The following is an 18,523-nucleotide window of genomic DNA, read 5'->3' as shown; positions in this document are numbered from 1 at the left end:
TACCTCATTTTACTTATGGATTGTCTGAATGGAAAACAATGTGGTTTCTTTATGAGCAGGCATTCATTTTTCTACGGCTCACCGCTCAAATATCAGCAGAGAAGCCCTGTTTGTCAATGAAAGGGCAGCCCTGAAGGCAGCCCTTGTGATGCGGGGATTATTTCGGCAGGAACAGGCCTTTCACACTGTGCGGTTCGCTGCGCCAGTATTGTTTCGGTGCCGCGACTTTCGCACCCAGTTTCGCCGCCGCATGCCACGGCCAGCGCGGGTTATACAAAATGCCGCGTGCCAGTGCGATCATGTCCGCCTGTCCGGTACCGATAATCGCTTCCGCCTGCTCCGGTTCAGTGATCAGACCAACGGCAATCACCGGCATCCTGACATAGCGTTTAATGCCGTCCGCAAACGGCACCTGATAATTCGGGCCGACGGTAATTTTCTGATGCGGACTGAGGCCACCGCTGGACACGTGAATATAGCTGCAACCCAGCTCATCCAGGGCTTTGGCGAGTTCAATGGATTGTTCCAGATCCCAGCCACCGTCGACCCAGTCGGTGGCGGAAATACGCACACCGATGGGTTTTTCTGCCGGAAATACCGCGCGGATTTCCTGGAAAATTTCCAGCAGCAGGCGCATGCGGTTTTCCAGTGACCCGCCGTACTGGTCGGTACGCTGGTTAGAGAGAGGAGACAGGAACTGATGCAGCAGATAACCATGCGCGCCGTGCAACTCCAGCAGATCAAAGCCCAGACGGTCGGCGCGACGTGCGGTGTCCACATAGGCTTTTTTCAGTTCAGCGATACGCTCCGCTGACATCGCCTGCGGGGCTTCAGTGCCTTCCGCGAAGGCCAGTGCTGAGGGTGCAACCGCCTGCCAGCCGCCAGCGGATGACGGGATTTGCGCGCCGCCGTTCCACGGTGCCGCGCAGGAGGCTTTACGCCCGGCATGTCCGAGTTGCAGGCCGAGGGGCATATCGCTGTTTTCGCGCAGGCCGGTCACTAACTCGTTCATCGCGGCTTCGGTGACATCATCCCATAAGCCTAAATCCTCAGCAGAAATACGCCCGACGGCTTCTACCGCGGTCGCTTCGAGGATCAGTAAACCGGCACCGGAAAAGGAGAGTTGCCCGAGGTGTGCGTGATGCCAGGACGTGGCTTTCCCTTCGTCGGAGGAATACTGGCACATTGGCGCAATCACAATGCGGTTAGCGAGCGTCAGTTCCCCTAACGTAATAGGTTCAAAAAGCTTACTCATGTTTCATGCCCCTTAAAATTCAGCGTGGTGAATGGATTGCAAAAATGGATAACACCTAAGAATAGGTTATCGCATTTCAAAAAAGGACAATGATCAGCAGGTGTTTTTCTTCAGACGAATTTGCAACGGGAGATGTCCTCATTGTTGCTTTAATGTATAATCTTGCCGCTTCAAAAGTAGCTATTCGGTACCCAATAGTTAAATTCCCCTGAAAGACAGGAACGTACACCATGCCAGTGTTACATAACCGTATTTCTAATGAGGAACTCCGTGCGCGCATGTTGGCTGAAACTGAGCCGCGCACCACGGTTTCTTTTTATAAGTATTTCCAGATCGAAGATCCGAAAGCCTTCCGTGATGCCCTGTACATCAGCCTGACACGCCTTAACGTGTTTGGTCGTATTTATGTGGCAAAAGAAGGCATTAACGCGCAAATCAGCGTACCGCAAAGTCAGTTTGAGGCGTTTAAAGCTGAGCTGTTTTCCAGCCATCCGGCGCTGGACAATATCCGTCTGAACGTCGCGCTGGAAGATGACGGCAAATCCTTCTGGGTGCTGCGTCTTAAAGTGCGTGACCGCATTGTGGCGGACGGGATTGAGGATGCATCATTTGATCCGTCGAACATCGGTGAGTACCTCAAAGCCGAGCAGGTTAACGCCATGATCGACGACCCGGACACGTTGTTTGTTGATATGCGTAACCACTATGAATACGAAGTGGGCCATTTTGACAACGCGATAGAAGTGCCGTCTGACACCTTCCGCGATCAGCTGCCGATGGCCGTTGATATGCTCAAAGAAGACAAAGACAAGAAAATCGTGATGTACTGCACCGGCGGGATCCGCTGTGAAAAAGCCAGCGCCTACATGCTGCATAACGGTTTTAAAAACGTGTATCACGTGGAAGGCGGCATCATCGAATATGCGCGCCGTGCCAAAGAGCAGGGCTTGCCGGTCAAATTCAAAGGGAAAAATTTTGTCTTTGATGAACGTATGGGCGAGCGTATCTCGGATGATGTGATCTCACATTGCCATCAGTGCGGCGCGGCCTGCGATAGCCATACCAACTGCAAAAACGACGGTTGTCATCTGCTGTTTATTCAGTGTCCGACCTGTGCAGCAAAATTTGACGGTTGTTGCAGCGAAATCTGTATGACCGAGCTGAAGCTGCCGGTTGAAGAGCAACGAGCCTTGCGCGCCGGTCGTGAAAACGGGATTAAGATTTTCAATAAATCCAAAGGCCTGCTGCAAACCACCATGCATATTCCGGCACCGGAAAACGACTGACCAGCACCGGCATAACAAAAAGCCCTGAACAGCAATGGCCGTTCAGGGCTTTTTTGTGGGCGCAGTGAATTACTTCTCCTGTACGCCTTCGACAGAAATGATCAGCTCAACATTCTGCGATGCCGGACCGAGATCGGTCGTGATGCCGTAATCCTTCAGTGCGAGGGTGCCTGACGCTTCAAAACCTGCACGGTATCCGCCCCACGGATCCTTGCCCTGACCGAGCAATTTCGCCTGAAGTGTCAGTGGCTTAGTCACACCGTTCAGCGTAAAGTCGCCGGTCACGGCCAGATTTTCACCTTCCTTTGTCACCGATGTTGATTTGAACGTGGCTTGCGGATGTTTGCCAACATTCAGGAAATCCGCGCTGCGCAGATGCTTGTCACGCTCGGCATGGTTGGTAAAGACGCTGGTGGTGTTGATGGTCACATTCACTTTATCCGCCGTGGGATCTTTCTCATCAAAGGTGAATCCGCCATCGAAATCGTTAAAGCTGCCGTAAAGCCAGCTATAACCTAAGTGTTTGATACGAAATTCAATAAAGGCGTGCTGACCTTCTTTGTCAATCTTGTAGTTCGCTGCTGACGCGGTACCGGCGGCCAGTAACAGCGACGCCAGTGTTAAACCCAGAGTGGTCTTTTTCAACATGGTTATTCTCCGTTTATCCATAATGTGAACTGCAAAAGTAAAGAGCCGGTTCAGCGCCCCAGCATGCGCGTCAGGGTGCTGTCGCGATCGATGAAATGGTGTTTAAGGGCGGCAAGGGCATGGAAACCTGAAACAATCACAATGCCCCACGCCATCCATAAATGCAGCGTGCCGGCGATATCAGCCTGTTGGTCGAGGCCGGACAGGGTGGCGGGGATTTCAAACCAGCCGAAAACACTGACCGCCTGGCCTTCCGCAGTGGAGATCAGATAGCCGCTGATCAGGATGCCAAACAGGCCAACAAACAACAGCACATGCGCCAGCCAGGCGCCGATGCGGGTTTTCGCGCTGTAACTGTCCAGTGATTTCGGTGGCGGGGAAATAAACCGCCAGGCAAGACGAAATACCATCGCCGCAAAAATCAGGATGCCGATACTTTTATGTAATTCCGGCGCCCGGTGGTACCAGGTATCGTAATAACCCAGTCCGACCATCCATAAACCCAGCGCAAATAAGCCATACACGGCCAACGCCACCATCCAGTGGATGATGATGGAAATAGAACCAAACCGGGCCGGGGTATTTTTCCACAGCATAGGGTGACATTCTCTTCAGAATTAATATTTCTGGAAAGTAAACATTTGGAAACATCCTTGCAAACATTTATTTTCAATTTGAGCAATTAAGTTAACTCTTTCATTATTTTTGATGCTAATTGCGTTGTTTTATTCAATGGTTTCGTTTTTGTTTAAGGATAAGGCAGGGAATTATCTGATGCTCAGGCAGAATGCGGGTTTGTAAGGTTTTGTCACTGTCGGTAAAGTTATTCTTAGAACTAAAAATTTGAGTAAAAATAACAATCACAGGCGTGATTAATAATATTGGGTGTTTTGGGATGTGCTGAAAATATTACGCGTTGAATATCAATATTTATTAAATAAAGCGTAAAGAAATGACAGGTTAGTCATTCATCTGATCGAGATCAGTTTATGACGGCCAGTGCTATTTATAATCCTTTTAAAATCGTATTAGGATTTTCTTTATAGATTAATATTTGATGTTTGCCGGTGCATGCGTTTTTAATGAAATCAGAAGCGCGGCATCCGACATCACATGGAGAGTGACATTATGTTTCCTGCAATTCATCGCTTTATCGCTATACCAGCACTGATGGCATTATTTCTTTCCCCTCTGGCCGTGGTGGCTGCACAGCCTTTGCCCACGGTTGCGACCACGACCATTCAGACCCAACCGGACGGCGTCAGCCGGACATATCTCGGCCGCCTCGAGGCCGTTCAGGCGGTGAATATCACCAGTCGTACCGAAGGCTTTATCGCCCGCCGTGCCTTTGAAGAAGGGCAGTTTGTGAATGCCGGGGATGTGCTGTATGAAATCGAACCCGCGCTGCATCAGGCTGCCGTCGCACAGGCCAAAGCACAACTGGACAGCGCCAATGCTACCGCGCGGCACGCGCAGACCCATCTGAACCGCATACAGCGTCTGGGCGATGCGCGTACCGTCAGCCAGTCTGACGTCGATACCGCGCTGGCCGCCCGTGATACCGCCCGCGCCGCCGTCGCACAGGCGCAGGCCGCGCTGAAAACCCAGGAATTACAGCTGAGCTATACCCGCATTACCGCCCCGATTTCCGGCCGTATCGGCGTGAGCCATTTTCACACCGGCAGTCTGGTGAATCCGGCCAGCGGCGCACTCACGGAAATCGTCCAGCTTGATCCGGTGCGCGTGGTGATTTCGGTGAATGAGCGCGATGTGCTGAGTGCCAGCCACAGCAGCGGCACGCTGGAAGACGCTTTTTCTGCCAGCAATATGACGCTCTCTTTGCGCTTATCCGACGGTTCGCCGTACATGAATGCGCCGGTACTGGAATCTTTAGGCAACCGTATCGATGCCCAGACGGGCACATTGCCGGTCAGGCTGACGGTGGCCAATCCTGACCACCGTCTGTTGCCGGGAGGCACGGTGAATGTGGCGGCAGAACCCAATTCCGCGCATAAGCTGCCGGTGCTACCGGCGCAGGCGCTGCAGCAAAACGCGCAGGGGCATTTTGTCCTGCTGGTGGATGCTGAACAGCGCGTGGAGGCAAGACCGGTGCGCCTCGGTGCGCAGACCGGTCAGGGGTATTTCGTGACGGACGGTTTGCAGGGGGGTGAAAGGGTGGTGACCGACGGCCTGCAATGGATCCAGCCCGGCATGAAGGTCAATGTACGGGGCGAAACAGACGCCTCAAACGCCACGGCGCAGAAACGTTAAGGAATAACAATGCTTCAGCAATTTATTAAAAGGCCCCGCTTCGCGGTGGTGATTGCGGTGGTGACCGCGCTGATCGGGGCGGTTGCGCTCAAGGTTATTCCGGTGGAGCAATACCCTGATATCACGCCACCGGTGGTGTCTGTCAGTGCGGTTTATCCCGGCGCCAGTGCGCGGGACGTGGCGGAATCTGTCGCCGCGCCCATTGAAGCGCAGGTCAATGGCGTCAGCAACATGTTGTATATGTCGTCCAACAGCGGCAATAACGGCAGTTACTCGCTGACCATTACGTTTGCCAGCGGCACCGATCCGGACACTGCCGCCGTTGAAGTGCAGAACCGTATTTCGCAGGTCAGCTCGCGGCTTCCGCCGGAAGTGCTGAGCACCGGCGTCTCGGTGCGTAAACAGGCATCGAATATCCTGATGGGGATCAGCCTGCTTTCTCCTGAAAATACACATGACATGTTGTTTATCAGCAACTTTGCCAGTATTCAGCTGCGTGATGCGCTGGCGCGTGTGGACGGTGTCGGCGATGTGCGGGTGTTCGGTTCGCGTGACTACAGCATGCGCATCTGGCTGGATCCGCGCAAAATGGAAGCGCTGGATGTCAGCAGCATGGAAATCAGCGCAGCCATCCGGGACCAGAACGTACAGGCCGCCGCCGGGCAGATTGGTGCATCGCCAAGCCCTTTGATGCAGCAGCAAACCCTGACCATCAGCGGCGCAGGGCGTCTGAGTTCGCCGGAAGAGTTTGGCAATATTATTGTGCGGAAAAATGCCCACGGCGGGTCAGTTCGCTTACGCGATGTCGCCCGCATTGAACTGGGCGCGCAGGATTATCAGGTCAATGCGACGCTGAATCAGACGCCGTCGGCTTTCCTGTCGGTCTATCCCGCGCCGGGCGCCAATGCGCTGAATGTAGCTGAGGCCGTACGCGAAGAGATGTCGCGTCAGGCGCGTAATTTCCCGGACGATCTGACCTATGAAATCAAATTCGACTCGACGCAGTTCGTCAGCGCCACACTGGATGAGATTGCGGTGTCGCTGGTGCTCACTTTTATCGTCGTGCTGTCGATTGTTTATCTGTTCCTGCAAAGCGCCCGGGCAACCTTTATTGTCGCATTGACCATTCCGGTCTCTTTACTGGGCACCTTTGCCGTGCTCTACGCCTTTGGCTATTCCGCCAATACACTGAGTTTGTTCGCCATTATTCTGGCGCTGACGGTGGTGGTCGATGATGCCATCGTGGTGGTCGAAAACGTCGAGCGCCTGATGATGGAAGATCCGTCGCTCGGGCGCGTGGCGGCCACCCGTAAGGCGCTGAAACAGATTGCCGGGCCGGTTATCGCGACGACGGTCGTTTTGCTGGCGGTGTTTGTGCCCATCGCGGTGCTGCCGGGCATTACCGGCGCGCTGTATCGACAGTTTGCGGTCACACTGTCGGCGGCTGTTGTCCTCTCAAGTATCAACGCGCTGACGCTGACGCCTGCGTTATGTGCAACTCTTCTCCAGCCGCGTCCTGAAAAACCGGCGCGGGTGTTCCGTCTTTTCAATCAGGGACTGGACAGGGCGCGTAATGTCTATGTGCAGGCCACGCGACATATCAGCAAGCATGTGCTGACCAGCGTGGTTGCGGTGCTGGTGATTGCCGGCGCTTGCGTATGGGGTTACAGCAGCCTGCCAAAATCTTTCCTGCCCGATGAAGATCAGGGCTACTTCTTTGTGAATGTGCAGTTGCCTGATGGTGCGTCGCTGAACCGCACCGACGCCGTGCTTGGCGACATGCAGCAAATTCTGCAAAAAGATCCGGCGGTGGAGGATGTGATTGCCATCAGCGGCTTCAGCCTGCTGAGCGGCGGCAGTTCGCCAAATGCCGCTTTTGGCATTGTGTTGCTGAAACCCTGGGGCGAGCGCAGCAGCGTGGATCAGGTGATCGGACGTCTGCAACCGGCAATGGCGGGCATTCCGTCGGCGATGATCATGGCGATCAATCCGCCCGCCATTTCCGGGCTGGGGACTGCCTCCGGACTGGATTTACGCCTGCAGGCATTGCAGGGACAATCGCCGCAGGAACTGGCCGCAACCGGACAGGCGCTGATTCAGGCCGCTAATCAGGATCCGCAACTGAGCCGTGTGTTTACCACCTTCAGTGCGTCCGTGCCTGAAATTGCATTAAGCGTGGATCGCGACCGCGCCGCGTTGTTGCAGGTGCCGGTCAGCCGGATTTTCGGCACATTGCAGACATCACTTGGCGGCGTCAACGTCAGCGATTTCATTATCAATAACCGTCTGTTCAATGTGCAGATGCAAAATGAAATGGAAGATCGTCAGCGCGCCGACCAGATTGCCACGCTGACGGTACGCAGTGATAACGGCTCGCTGGTCAGTATGGGGAAAATGGTCGAACTGACGCCATCTCTTGGTGCGCCATTTATTACCCAATACAACCAGTTTCCGTCACTGGCGATCAGCGGTTCAGCGGCGCCTGGCGTGAGTTCCGGTGAAGCCATGGCGCAGATGGAGGCCATTCTCAGCGAGAAACTTCCGGCGGGCTACGGCTACGAGTGGACCGGCATGTCGTTGCAGGAAATTCAGGCAGGCGGTCAGGCGATCCTGATTTATGCCGCCGCCTTGCTGTTTGCCTATCTGTTCCTGGTGGCGCAATACGAAAGCTGGAGTATCCCTCTGGTGGTCATGATTTCAGTGATTTTTGCGGTGTTTGGCGCAATCGGCGGTCTGCACATGGCAGGGCTGAGCAACGACGTATATGCTCAGATTGGTATGGTGCTCCTTATCGGGCTGGCAGCGAAAAATGCCATTCTGATCGTCGAGTTCTCAAAAGCCAGAAGGGAAGAAGGGGCGTCGGTTCGCGAAGCGGCACAGGATGGCGCAAAACAGCGTTTCCGCGCGGTAATGATGACCGCGATCTCCTTCATTCTCGGGGTGTTACCGCTGGTGATGGCGACAGGCGCGGGGGCGATGAGCCGTCATATTATTGGTGTCACTGTATTCAGCGGCATGTTGCTGTCCACGACAGCAGGGATCCTGTTTATCCCGGCGTTGTATGTGCATATCCAGCGTTTACGTGAATGGGTGAAATCCCGCTGAGGATCCGCAACATCAGGAGAAAGGTTTGCGCAAAACGATCGTAACGACTCAGGGCCTGAAAATGGTGGTCATGATGGCCATGCTGGTGGTGATTTTCGCGGGCATCAAATCGGCAGCTGACATCATCGTGCCCTTTATTCTTGCGCTGTTTCTGGCCTTTGTGCTCAATCCGCTGATTGTTCTGCTGGAAAAATGGCGGGTGCCCCGTGCGCTCGCTGTTTTACTGGTGGCGACGCTGGTGATCTGCATGATGGTCTTCCTGACCAGCAAGTTGCTGGTAACGCTCAATGAATTTGCCCGTACCTTGCCGCAATACCGCGGGCTGATTGTTGAGAAACTGAGTGACATTGAAGCCTGGTTTCCGCAAGGCGAGCTGACGTTATCGCCAGAACAACTCGCCAGCCATATTGATCCGGCCGCAACTTTGAATCTGGTGAGTAAGCTGATCAGCTATTTGTCGAATGCGATGGCGGGGTTGTTCTTACTGCTGATGACCGTCGCATTTATGCTGCTTGAAGTGCCGCAACTGCCCTATAAAGTGGAACAGATGTCGGATGATCCGGGGAAGGGGATGGCGAATATTCAGCGGGCGCTGGACAGCGTGACGCGTTATCTGGTGATCAAAACGCTGATCAGCGTGGTGACCGGGTTGGCGGTGTGGGCACTGCTCGCCGTGATGGGGATCCGCTTTGCGTTCCTGTGGGGGATGCTGGCGTTTGCGCTGAATTACATCCCCAACATTGGTTCTTTTCTGGCCGCTATCCCGCCGATTATCCAGGCATTTTTGTTCAACGGTGTCAGCGAGGGGTTGATTCTGACGGGGGGGTATATCCTGATTAATCTGGTGTTTGGCAGCATCATTGATCCCCGCATTCTCGGACGTGGTCTCGGGTTGTCGACGCTGGTGGTGTTTATGTCGTTGATTTTCTGGGGATGGCTGATGGGGCCGGTAGGGATGCTGCTTTCGGTCCCGCTGACCATCGTGCTTAAAATCGCCCTTGAACCGACCGCTGCCGGACACAAAATTGCGGTGCTGCTGGGGGACGGCCCCCCGAAACGCTAGCGTGACGGTTGATCTTCAATACGCTGGGCCAGCGATTCGATACTTTGCAAGGCGGTCATCAGTTGCTGACGCGCCGGTAAATCCAGACCATCAAACAGGCGGTCAATGGCTTCCTGTTTCGGTTTCCTCACCTGCTGCAAAGCCTGTTTCCCGGCATCGGTCAGTTCCAGCAGTTGTGAACGCCGATCCGTCGGATGGCGCTTGCGCAGCAACAGCCCGTCTCTGTCCATCGCATCAATGGCATCGGTAATGGTTCGCGGCGATTGTTGCAGCGCGATAGCCAGTTCCGCCGGGCGGCAGGTGCCTTCGTGGGCAATGGCCGTCAGCAGCTTTTCGCGCGCCAGCGACAGCCCTTGCGCCGACATAGCGGCATCGACTTGTTTTCTCATTAAGCGGATCACGGAAAGCAATGTTTCGGTGATTTCTGCGGGGGTGGCATGTGCTGATGTAGGTGTCGTCATTTTATGAGGTTGCTCAAGATAAGTCTGCTAAGCTCAACGCTATTGTAGGCCTCTGAGATCATAGTGCAACCCGCGCTGAAAAAATGCCCCGCTAAGCAGGGCATATTCAGTGAAGTATCAGCTAAAGGATTTGTATATCTGCTGTAAATCGTCTTTGATCTGACGGCTGATCGGCGTGGCAGAAATATCATCAATCGGCCAGAACATGTACTTGATCAGGTTGTAAATAAAACAGAATTCCAGACGATTACGGACTTTGATTTTTTGCGCCAGATGACGCTTATGTACATACACCGTACGGCTGCTGATATTCAATTTTCGGGCGATGCGGTAGTTCGGCATTTCCGACATCCAGTAACACATCACCAGAATTTCCTGATCACTGAATACCGTTTTCGGGATGGAAAAGTTATTTATCGGTGTAAACGATTCGGGGTCTAATGCTATCTCTTGCAATAATGCCGTCAGTGATTGTTTGTTAAGAATAAAAACTTCGCGGGTGACAGAAATCGGTGTATCGCAATCAGGATAATTAGCATCAATATAACAATATATCCGCGCATTATGGCGGAACTCAAAGAATGCTTTTAACTCTTCAGATAATTCCGCATTATGACAATGCGTTGTCATATTCACTAGAATGATATCTGGTTGGAACTCAGGAATAATATTCAGTGATTGAGAAATATTCACAGTATCAATCAGATCAATGCTATTATTCTCAACAAGATAAGAGAACATTCCGAGACGGGTAAAACCACAGGGTTCGATTATACAAAGTTTCATATCACGTCCTTGTCATGCGTATCATTACGCGATGGAAACCACTCCTGTGATTTCTGCGTCTAGCATATTTTTTTTCTATAATGCTGTCAATTCGGAAAAACCAGTCTATTGATCTTGTTCAAAGTGAAATTAGAAAATTGCCCTCTCTGAAATATAATGACAACCCTCGTTAAATATTCACGAGGGCTGAAACATTCTTACATTAACTGAAGCGGGAAAGAGCGAAAGGTTTAAGATCGAAGGGAATAGGATGATTGTTACCGAAGTGAGTAACGATTTCACCTAATACGCTGGCAAATTTAAAACCATGCCCGCTTAATCCTGAAATGACCAGCGTATTTTCCCGCTGCGGCAGGGTATCAATAATGAAATCCTCGTCGGATGTCATATCATAAGTGCATGATGCACCGCGTAAACTCACCCCCACGCCCGGCAGGAAATGACGGAAGAAATTAAAGGACTCGGTGCCATCCTGAGCGACACTGGCAAAAGGTTTACGCTGTTCGGGTTCCGTTATCCATTGGCCGCCATTATGTTTTCCGAGCTTTAATTCATCCTTCACTGAGGGGAAACCGTAGTACTGATCGCCCTGCTGAGTTTCCAGTGTAAAAGCGGGAAAGTGGTTTTCTTCACTGTAGCGGCCATCGGCATGGAACCAGGCAAAGACTTTACGTAACGGTCTGACCGGCAACTCAGGCAGGAGTTTGGTTACCCAGGTGCCAGCGGTGACAACCAGCTTAGCTGCACGGTAAACGCCGTCGAGGGTTGATACTTCAACGCCGCCCTCCGGCCAGCTGATGCTTTCAACCGGGCAATTAAACAATTGCGCACAACCCGCTTCGCGTGCCAGACGGATATAGGCAGTGATCGCTATTTCACTTTGCAGATAGCCTGATTCCGGCTCGTAAACCCCACAGTAACCGTCCGGCACCGTAAACAGCGGCCATTTTTCTCGGATTTCCGCCGCGCTGAGCGATTGCGTATTCAGCTGGTAAGTTTCTGCACTGTGTTTCACATTGCCAATGAATTCAGAATGTTCAGGGCCGATATTGAGCACGCCGCTGCGATGAAATATCTTATCGCCACTTAATTCTGCCAGCTCATTCCAGAGGGTTTGCGCCCTTAACAGCATCGGCACATAGCGCGCACCTTCGCCGTAGGCGTGGCGGATAAGACGGGTTTCACCATGATGGCTGCCTGACTGATGCGGTGGCATTGCGCTGTCTATCATCAATACTTTTAATCCGGCGCGGGTGGCGTAGTAGCCTGCCGCTGACCCGACCGAACCGCTGCCTACGATAATGAGATCGTAATCCATAATTCAAACGTTCCTGTGGTGAGATTTTTAACAAACTGGCTACGGGCATGATAGAGAGTTTCAGGCGGGGAAGGCAAGCAGGGCAGAAGCAAAGAAAAAGGCACCAGGATGAGATCGCTGGTGCCTCAGGCAGGGAGGTAAAGATTAGTGTTTTCGGTGATCACTGTATTCGTACTCATTCGATTCGATCTTTTCGATGCCGGCCTCAAGAATGTTAATCAGTTGCCGCGCAACGTCGGTAGTTAACCATAAGGTTCTGTCTACCTGAGCATCCTCGGGTGTCTGGTCTTTTGAAGACAGGTAATGAAGACGTATCATCATGGCGTCATAAGAGTCGACGGTACTGATATCCCAACCAACAAGCGGGTGTGTCTGAATAACTTCATCATTTCTGTCCATATAGACCCCTTATATTGTAGTGACTGTCGTGAGTGACTATCTGAGGATCAATGCGGCTCATTATCAGGTGAGCTTTTTCAGTATAAACAGTTAAATCATTTTAGGGAGGGGTTTGAGGGTATTTAATTGTAAATAATTTGTAGCGGTTATTTATCCGCCAGAATAATCCTAAGATTAAGCGAAATTTTATTTTTATGATGGCTGTTTTTTATGCAGTAATGAGGAATAAAAAACCGGACTGCGACGCCCGGTGAAATACAGAAATAGCCTTGCGGCGTGGTTTTAATAAACCTGATTATTATAAATAGGGTGAAGTAAATGAATAGCTTTTCAGAAATTTCATAGAGTTATTCATCATTCTGATTCGAAAACCAGTCATCTGCGCTTTCCCAGGTTTCCTGGAGAATTTCTTCAATAAGGTCGCGATCCGTTTTTGCACCGCCCAGTACCGACAAGCTATTTGCCCCGGCATAGCGGACCTGAATTTTATTTTCACGGTCGGAAAACTGTTTGTTAATTCTTTTACTCAATTCACCCGATAACGCGTCGAGTGCGCCGGCAGGCAGAGGCTTGGTTTTATCGATTGTGACTTCAACACGCATAGGACCTCCTGAATAGATTTGACTGTATATTTATACAGTCAAATCATGTCGGGCGCAATAAGCAGATGAAGAGAAATCGAATTTACATCGATGTCACTTTCCAGTTCAGCGTCTGACCGGCGAGGAAGGGCACCACTGACTCGTCGCCAAGGGCAATTTCTTCAGGCTGTGTCACTGGTGTGCGGGTCAGTTCAATGAAATCCTCGTTCAGCGGCAATCCATAGAAACGCGGGCCATTCAGGGAACAGAAGGCTTCGAAATGCTGCAGGGCATTCATCTCTTCAAATACCGTCGCATAGGCCGACAGCGCCAGGGGCGCATTAAAACAACCCGCACAGCCACAGCTGGATTCCTTACGGCCTTTGGTATGCGGGGCGGAATCGGTACCGAGGAAGAAACGATCTGCGCCGCTGGCGATAACATCACGCAACGCTTCCTGATGTATGTTTCTTTTCAGGATCGGCAGGCAGAACAGATGCGGACGCACACCGCCCACCAGCATGTGGTTGCGGTTGAACATCAGGTGCTGGGGTGTGATGGTTGCGCCGAGATATTGATTGCCGGAAAGCACATACTGCGCGGCTTCTTTCGTGGTGATGTGTTCGAAGACCACTTTGAGTTCCGGGAACTGGCGACGGACCGGATCCATCACTTCATCAATGAAACGGGCTTCACGATCAAAAATATCAACATGGCTGTGTGTGACTTCACCGTGGATCAGCAAAGGCATACCGATTTTCTGCATGCGCTCAAGCACCGGATAAATCGTTTTGACATCGGAAACGCCATGCTGCGAGTTAGTGGTCGCATTCGCCGGATACAGCTTTGCTGCCGTAAATACGCCCTGTTCAAAGCCACGGGCAATTTCATCCGGATCCAGAGAATCCGTCAGATAACAGGTCAGCAACGGTGTGAAGTTATGCCCGGCAGGCAGCGCGGCCATAATGCGTTCGCGGTAGGCGAGGGCTGCTGCGACCGTGGTCACAGGTGGCGTCAGGTTCGGCATGACAATCGCGCGACCGAAGACTTCACTGGTGAAAGGTAACACCGTACTGAGCATGTCATCGTCACGAAGGTGAATATGCCAGTCATCTGGGCGGCGGATTTTCAAAACTTGCGGTGTGGCGGTCATCAGGCAAAACTCCGGCATTGAGAGACAAGATAGAGAGATCAGGTGCGGTAATGGGAGCATTAACGGCGGGGAACAAGAATAAGCGTAAAAGCGTTGTGTTGCATCTGTTAAATAAAGTCTGTATTGAAATCAATGTGTCGAAAGGTTCATAGTGGGAACAGATTTTAGTCGAAGTGCTTCCCGGTACGCCCCGAAGCAAGACCAAAAAAACAGGAGAACCATTATGGAAATCAGAGTTGTTGCCACTATTGTTGCCAAAGCAGACTTTAAGACAAAAGTGACAGAAGCGTTGCTCGAGGTCATTGAACCCAGCCGACAGGAAGTAGGCTGCCTGCAATATGAGCTGCATCAGGATCTCGATAACGACCGTACTTTTGTATTCTATGAGCGCTGGGCTTCAGAAGATGCACTGAATCAGCATAACAAGACCACGCACTTCCAGACCTTTGCGAAGAGCCTTGAAGGTAAGCTTGAAGAACTGACCATTCGTCGCTTAAAGACCCTGGCCTGAACCCTGCGTCTGGTGAGATAACATGTATAAAAAAACCCGCCGAAGCGGGTTTTTTAGTGCTGTGAGTCAGCAATTATTCTGCTGGCATCTCAGGTTTGGTCGCCGGTGCTGTCGCAGTGGTAACGGCTGCATGGCCGCCTGCTGAACCTTTACCATCAAAGTTGAAGTCTGGACGGATCCAGTCACTTTGACGCGCAGGTTCCTGCACATAAGCTGGCGCTGGCGCTTTGGTCATCGGCGCGGTTGCGTGATGTTTGAAGCGAGGCGCAACCACTGCAGTTTCAGTCACAACTGCCGGAGCGTCGACAACAGGTGCCGCTTCCACGACCGGCGCAGTTTCTGCCGCTTTCACTTCAGCGACAGGTTCAGCTGGCTGTTCAACGTTCACTTCAGGCGCGACAACTGGCGCAGGTTCCTGAACTTCTGGTTCAGCGATAACCGGGGTTGGTTCCACCACTGCAGGCTCGTGCGCTTTTGGCGCAACGTGAACCACAGGAGTTTCTTCAACAGGCTCAGCGGTTTCAGGCTCAACCAGAACCGGTTCATCGGCTACAGGCTGCTCTGCATCAACCGGTGCGGTTTCTGCTGGCGTCTCTTGTGGCGCGGCTTCAACGACGTTCGCAGGTTCTGCGGCGGGTTGTTGTGCCACTTCTGAAATTTCTGCCATTACCGGCGTATTTGCCTGAGCAATATCAACCTGCTCAGTCAGCACTTCAGCCGTCTCAGTTTCAGCAACCTGCTGTTCAGAAGACTGAGCAACCGGATAGGTGATCCAGACTTTGCCTGATGCCATTTCCGGAGAAACAAACGCACCGGCCAGAGGCATCGGAGACTGTGTCGGGTAACGCTCATCACGATAACGGCGACGACGCTGACCGCTCACACGCAGATGGCGCGGCGAACGGCGTGAACGACGTGGCATCCCATTTTCACGGGCGTTGTCATTCTGGTTTTCATCGCTATCGGCAATGTTTGCCGCTTCTGCATCAGACGGTTCCTGCTCTGCGATGGCAACTGCCACAGCTGCAGGGCGGGTGCCGGTGATTAGCAACTGCGCAGCCGCTTCTGCTTCGTGATCGACTTCTTCTGACTCGAAGCGGATTTTCTGCGATAACTGACGGCGCTGACGGCGTTGAGCCGGCTGGCGATCTTCCTGTTCCGTTTCATCGGTAACTGGCGCTGCCACTTGTTCAACGACGGCCACGTCCTGAATCTTCTCTTCAGTCTGTGGTTTACGTTTGTCTTCAGAACGGCGACGTGAACGTTCACGACGAGGTTGTTGCTGCTGCTCTTCACGAGAGGCAGTTTCAACTTCTTCGCTACGGGTTTCAGTCACAACAGGTTCCTGATTGCGACGGTTACGACGCTGATCATCACGCTGTTCGCGATTATTTTCGCGGTTATCACGGCTTTCACCACGATTATCACGATTATTCTCACGACCTTCGCCACGGTTGCCGCGATCGTTGCGTTCGCCACGTTCACCGTTGCGATCACGACGTCCGCCCTGACGGCGTTGGTTACGGCGTTCGTTATTACGACGGTTATCCGTTTCTGTCGCTTCCTGAGTCTCTTTCGGCGCTTCAACAGGTTTCACTTCCTGCTGTGGCTCCGGTGCGAACAAGCTTTTCAGGCCACTCAGCAGACGGCTGACGAAACCTGATTTCTCTGCCACAGGGGCTGCCGGAGCATTGACTGTGGTGGTGCGTGTTTTCACTGGCTCGTCGGTAACGGCAGGTTCTTCAAAGCTTGACGGTGGGGCTTCGCTTTGCAGAGCAAACGCAGCCAGAGCCGGTTGCTCAGGACGACGACGCTCAGCCGGCAATTCTTCAGAAGGTTGCAGCATCTCAGCTTCATGGATCTGCGGAAGCAGATAGCTGAGTGCAGAGATTTCTTCGCCTTTACGCACACGCAGAACGTGGTAGTGCGGAGTTTGCATCTGATCATTAGGCACGATCACTGCACGTACACCGCCCTGACGTTTTTCGATGGCATTCACCGATTCACGTTTTTCGTTCAGCAGGTAAGAAGCGATAGGCACCGGAACGATGGCATGCACTTCTTTGGTGTTTTCTTTCAGCGCTTCTTCTTCAATCAGACGCAGAATCGACAGTGACAGAGATTCGTTGTCACGGACGGTACCTGTACCTGCACAACGCGGGCAGATATGGTGCGTAGATTCACCCAGTGACGGGCTGAGGCGCTGACGGGACATTTCCAGTAAACCGAAACGGGAAATGCGACCGATTTGAATACGGGCACGGTCCTGGCGAACGGCATCACGCAGACGATTTTCCACTTCGCGCTGGTGGCGAACGGGGGTCATGTCGATGAAGTCGATAACAATCAGGCCACCGAGGTCACGCAGGCGTAACTGACGGGCAATTTCGTCTGCGGCTTCAAGGTTGGTGTTGAACGCGGTTTCTTCGATATCGCCGCCGCGGGTGGCGCGTGCGGAGTTGATGTCGATAGCGGTCAGTGCTTCGGTGCTGTCGATAACAATCGAGCCACCAGACGGCAGGCGGACTTCACGCTGGAAAGCGGATTCAATCTGCGATTCGATCTGGTAATGGCTGAACAGCGGAATTTCGCCGACGTAGGGCTTAATTTTGCTGCTGAAGTCAGGACGGCCCAACGCGGCGATATGTTCTTTTGCCAGGTCGAGGATTTTCGGGTTATCGATCAGGATTTCGCCGATGTCCGGACGCAGATAGTCACGGAAGGCGCGAACGATAACGTTACTTTCCTGGTGGATCAGGAACGGAGCAGGGCGGCCTTCAGCGGCTTTTTTGATCGCATCCCAATGTTTGAGGCGGAAAGTCAGGTCCCACTGCAGGGCTTCGGCAGATTTGCCGACACCGGCAGTACGCACAATCAGACCCATGCCGTCAGGCAGTTGCAGGGAAGACAATGCTTCTTTCAGTTCAGTGCGGTCGTCGCCTTCAATACGGCGGGAAATTCCCCCAGCGCGTGGATTGTTTGGCATCAGAACCAGATAACTACCGGCCAGACTGATAAACGTCGTCAGTGCTGCGCCTTTATTTCCACGCTCTTCTTTATCTACCTGAACAATGACTTCCTGACCTTCGCGCAAGACATCTTTGATGTTCGGGCGGCCATGAGAAGAATAATTGGCAGGGAAATATTCGCGGGAAATTTCTTTCAGAGGGAGGAAACCATGTCGTTCCGCGCCGTAATCTACGAATGCCGCTTCCAGACTGGGTTCAATGCGGGTGATTTTACCTTTGTAAATGTTCGCTTTTTTCTGCTCATGGCCCGGACTTTCAATATCCAAATCATACAGCCGCTGTCCATCTACAAGGGCAACGCGCAACTCTTCTTGCTGAGTCGCGTTAATCAACATTCTTTTCATCTTAACTTACTCATTATTATTCCATTATTGACAGAGCTGCGGGCAAAATGACCTCATGACCGGGTAAACCGTTGGCCCCGAGTCTTCTCGCAAATCGTCAACCTCACGGCTGTCGCTTGCATAGGGGCGCATTATTTCGGTAAGTCTGCTTTTGCTGTATTAAAGGCACCAGCGTTGTGAAAGCAGCACTTTTATTAGGGGAATAGCTTCTGAATTTACGTTAACAGATCTCATTCCGTATGCCGGCCAAGCTGCAACCCGCAGCCCGCTAATTGCTTGATTTCACATTACGTCTTACGCCATTGCTGCGTTT

General features: G+C 52.4%; 15 protein-coding genes. 5 read left to right on the top strand and 10 right to left on the bottom strand.

The window, feature by feature from the left end; genetic code table 11:
* Positions 1 to 157 precede the first annotated feature (157 nt).
* Positions 158 to 1,255, bottom strand: coding sequence for an NADH:flavin oxidoreductase/NADH oxidase (locus EDF78_RS04360; RefSeq protein ID WP_095921322.1), 1,098 nt, complete (start codon positions 1,253 to 1,255; stop codon positions 158 to 160).
* A 230-nt stretch (positions 1,256 to 1,485) separates the two neighbouring features.
* Between EDF78_RS04360 and EDF78_RS04355 the strand changes: the two genes are divergently transcribed.
* Positions 1,486 to 2,541, top strand: a complete 1,056-nt coding sequence (locus tag EDF78_RS04355) for a rhodanese-related sulfurtransferase (RefSeq protein ID WP_095921323.1) — start codon at positions 1,486 to 1,488, stop codon at positions 2,539 to 2,541.
* 69 nt (positions 2,542 to 2,610) lie between these two features.
* Here EDF78_RS04355 and EDF78_RS04350 read toward each other — a convergent pair whose 3' ends face one another.
* Together EDF78_RS04350 and EDF78_RS04345 are read right to left on the bottom strand one after the other, a co-directional pair.
* Positions 2,611 to 3,186, bottom strand: a complete 576-nt coding sequence (locus EDF78_RS04350; RefSeq protein WP_131692684.1) for a YceI family protein — start codon at positions 3,184 to 3,186, stop codon at positions 2,611 to 2,613.
* A 53-nt stretch (positions 3,187 to 3,239) separates the two neighbouring features.
* Positions 3,240 to 3,785, bottom strand: a complete 546-nt coding sequence (locus EDF78_RS04345) for a cytochrome b (protein WP_095921325.1) — start codon at positions 3,783 to 3,785, stop codon at positions 3,240 to 3,242.
* A gap of 532 nt (positions 3,786 to 4,317) precedes the next feature.
* On the opposite strand from EDF78_RS04345, the gene EDF78_RS04340 reads away from it, so the two are divergent.
* Genes EDF78_RS04340 through EDF78_RS04330 form a run of 3 tightly spaced genes read left to right on the top strand, consistent with a single transcriptional unit; the run spans position 4,318 to position 9,628 of the window.
* Entirely contained in the window at positions 4,318 to 5,460 is a 1,143-nt protein-coding gene (locus EDF78_RS04340; RefSeq protein WP_133822647.1) for an efflux RND transporter periplasmic adaptor subunit, read from the top strand.
* Between the two features lie 9 nt (positions 5,461 to 5,469).
* On the top strand, positions 5,470 to 8,565 hold the full coding sequence (locus tag EDF78_RS04335; protein WP_133822646.1) for a multidrug efflux RND transporter permease subunit: 3,096 nt from the start codon (positions 5,470 to 5,472) through the stop codon (positions 8,563 to 8,565).
* Between the two features lie 25 nt (positions 8,566 to 8,590).
* Positions 8,591 to 9,628 (top strand): AI-2E family transporter, encoded by a 1,038-nt coding sequence (locus EDF78_RS04330; RefSeq protein ID WP_095921328.1) that lies wholly within the window; start codon positions 8,591 to 8,593, stop codon positions 9,626 to 9,628.
* Here EDF78_RS04330 and EDF78_RS04325 read toward each other — a convergent pair.
* From EDF78_RS04325 to pyrC, 6 genes are all read right to left on the bottom strand, one after another.
* On the bottom strand, positions 9,625 to 10,089 hold the full coding sequence (locus EDF78_RS04325; protein WP_119826489.1) for a MarR family transcriptional regulator: 465 nt from the start codon (positions 10,087 to 10,089) through the stop codon (positions 9,625 to 9,627). The two genes, EDF78_RS04330 and EDF78_RS04325, sit on opposite strands and share 4 nt — an antisense overlap.
* A gap of 117 nt (positions 10,090 to 10,206) precedes the next feature.
* Positions 10,207 to 10,875, bottom strand: a complete 669-nt coding sequence (locus tag EDF78_RS04320; protein ID WP_095921330.1) for a LuxR C-terminal-related transcriptional regulator — start codon at positions 10,873 to 10,875, stop codon at positions 10,207 to 10,209.
* Between the two features lie 202 nt (positions 10,876 to 11,077).
* The gene (gene solA, locus EDF78_RS04315; protein ID WP_133822645.1) at positions 11,078 to 12,193 is read right to left on the bottom strand and encodes an N-methyl-L-tryptophan oxidase; all 1,116 of its coding nucleotides are present in this window, start codon (positions 12,191 to 12,193) and stop codon (positions 11,078 to 11,080) included.
* Between the two features lie 144 nt (positions 12,194 to 12,337).
* Positions 12,338 to 12,592 (bottom strand): biofilm formation regulator BssS, encoded by a 255-nt coding sequence (gene bssS / locus EDF78_RS04310; protein ID WP_013576258.1) that lies wholly within the window; start codon positions 12,590 to 12,592, stop codon positions 12,338 to 12,340.
* 347 nt (positions 12,593 to 12,939) lie between these two features.
* A complete protein-coding gene (dinI, locus tag EDF78_RS04305; RefSeq protein ID WP_013576257.1) occupies positions 12,940 to 13,194 on the bottom strand; it encodes a DNA damage-inducible protein I in 255 nt (84 codons plus the stop codon).
* 82 nt (positions 13,195 to 13,276) lie between these two features.
* Complete coding sequence (pyrC, locus tag EDF78_RS04300; protein WP_095921332.1) at positions 13,277 to 14,326, bottom strand: dihydroorotase; 1,050 nt, start codon at positions 14,324 to 14,326, stop codon at positions 13,277 to 13,279.
* 223 nt (positions 14,327 to 14,549) lie between these two features.
* On the opposite strand from pyrC, the gene EDF78_RS04295 reads away from it, so the two are divergent.
* Positions 14,550 to 14,837 carry a putative quinol monooxygenase gene (locus EDF78_RS04295; protein ID WP_095921333.1) on the top strand — a complete coding sequence of 96 codons (288 nt, stop codon included), beginning with the start codon at positions 14,550 to 14,552 and terminating at the stop codon, positions 14,835 to 14,837.
* A gap of 73 nt (positions 14,838 to 14,910) precedes the next feature.
* Here the strand turns inward: EDF78_RS04295 and rne are convergent, their stop codons facing one another.
* Positions 14,911 to 18,210 carry a ribonuclease E gene (rne, locus tag EDF78_RS04290; RefSeq protein WP_133822644.1) on the bottom strand — a complete coding sequence of 1,100 codons (3,300 nt, stop codon included), beginning with the start codon at positions 18,208 to 18,210 and terminating at the stop codon, positions 14,911 to 14,913.
* Between the last annotated feature and the right edge of the window lie 313 nt (positions 18,211 to 18,523).

Source organism: Rahnella sp. BIGb0236 (genome assembly GCF_004364755.1).
Taxonomy (GTDB): domain Bacteria; phylum Pseudomonadota; class Gammaproteobacteria; order Enterobacterales; family Enterobacteriaceae; genus Rahnella; species Rahnella victoriana.
Note: the sequence above shows the minus strand (reverse complement) of the source record. Positions and strands in the feature narration are given on the sequence as shown.

Bases quoted from the DNA above. Each gene is read 5' to 3' on its own strand.
- EDF78_RS04325 (WP_119826489.1), bottom strand. From the start codon at position 10,089: ATGACGACACCTACATCAGCACATGCCACCCCCGCAGAAATCACCGAA.
- solA (WP_133822645.1), bottom strand. From the start codon at position 12,193: ATGGATTACGATCTCATTATCGTAGGCAGCGGTTCGGTCGGGTCAGCG.
- EDF78_RS04360 (WP_095921322.1), bottom strand. From the start codon at position 1,255: ATGAGTAAGCTTTTTGAACCTATTACGTTAGGGGAACTGACGCTCGCT.
- EDF78_RS04355 (WP_095921323.1), top strand. From the start codon at position 1,486: ATGCCAGTGTTACATAACCGTATTTCTAATGAGGAACTCCGTGCGCGC.
- EDF78_RS04335 (WP_133822646.1), top strand. From the start codon at position 5,470: ATGCTTCAGCAATTTATTAAAAGGCCCCGCTTCGCGGTGGTGATTGCG.
- EDF78_RS04340 (WP_133822647.1), top strand. From the start codon at position 4,318: ATGTTTCCTGCAATTCATCGCTTTATCGCTATACCAGCACTGATGGCA.
- bssS (WP_013576258.1), bottom strand. From the start codon at position 12,592: ATGGACAGAAATGATGAAGTTATTCAGACACACCCGCTTGTTGGTTGG.
- EDF78_RS04320 (WP_095921330.1), bottom strand. From the start codon at position 10,875: ATGAAACTTTGTATAATCGAACCCTGTGGTTTTACCCGTCTCGGAATG.
- pyrC (WP_095921332.1), bottom strand. From the start codon at position 14,326: ATGACCGCCACACCGCAAGTTTTGAAAATCCGCCGCCCAGATGACTGG.
- EDF78_RS04345 (WP_095921325.1), bottom strand. From the start codon at position 3,785: ATGCTGTGGAAAAATACCCCGGCCCGGTTTGGTTCTATTTCCATCATC.
- rne (WP_133822644.1), bottom strand. From the start codon at position 18,210: ATGAAAAGAATGTTGATTAACGCGACTCAGCAAGAAGAGTTGCGCGTT.
- EDF78_RS04295 (WP_095921333.1), top strand. From the start codon at position 14,550: ATGGAAATCAGAGTTGTTGCCACTATTGTTGCCAAAGCAGACTTTAAG.
- dinI (WP_013576257.1), bottom strand. From the start codon at position 13,194: ATGCGTGTTGAAGTCACAATCGATAAAACCAAGCCTCTGCCTGCCGGC.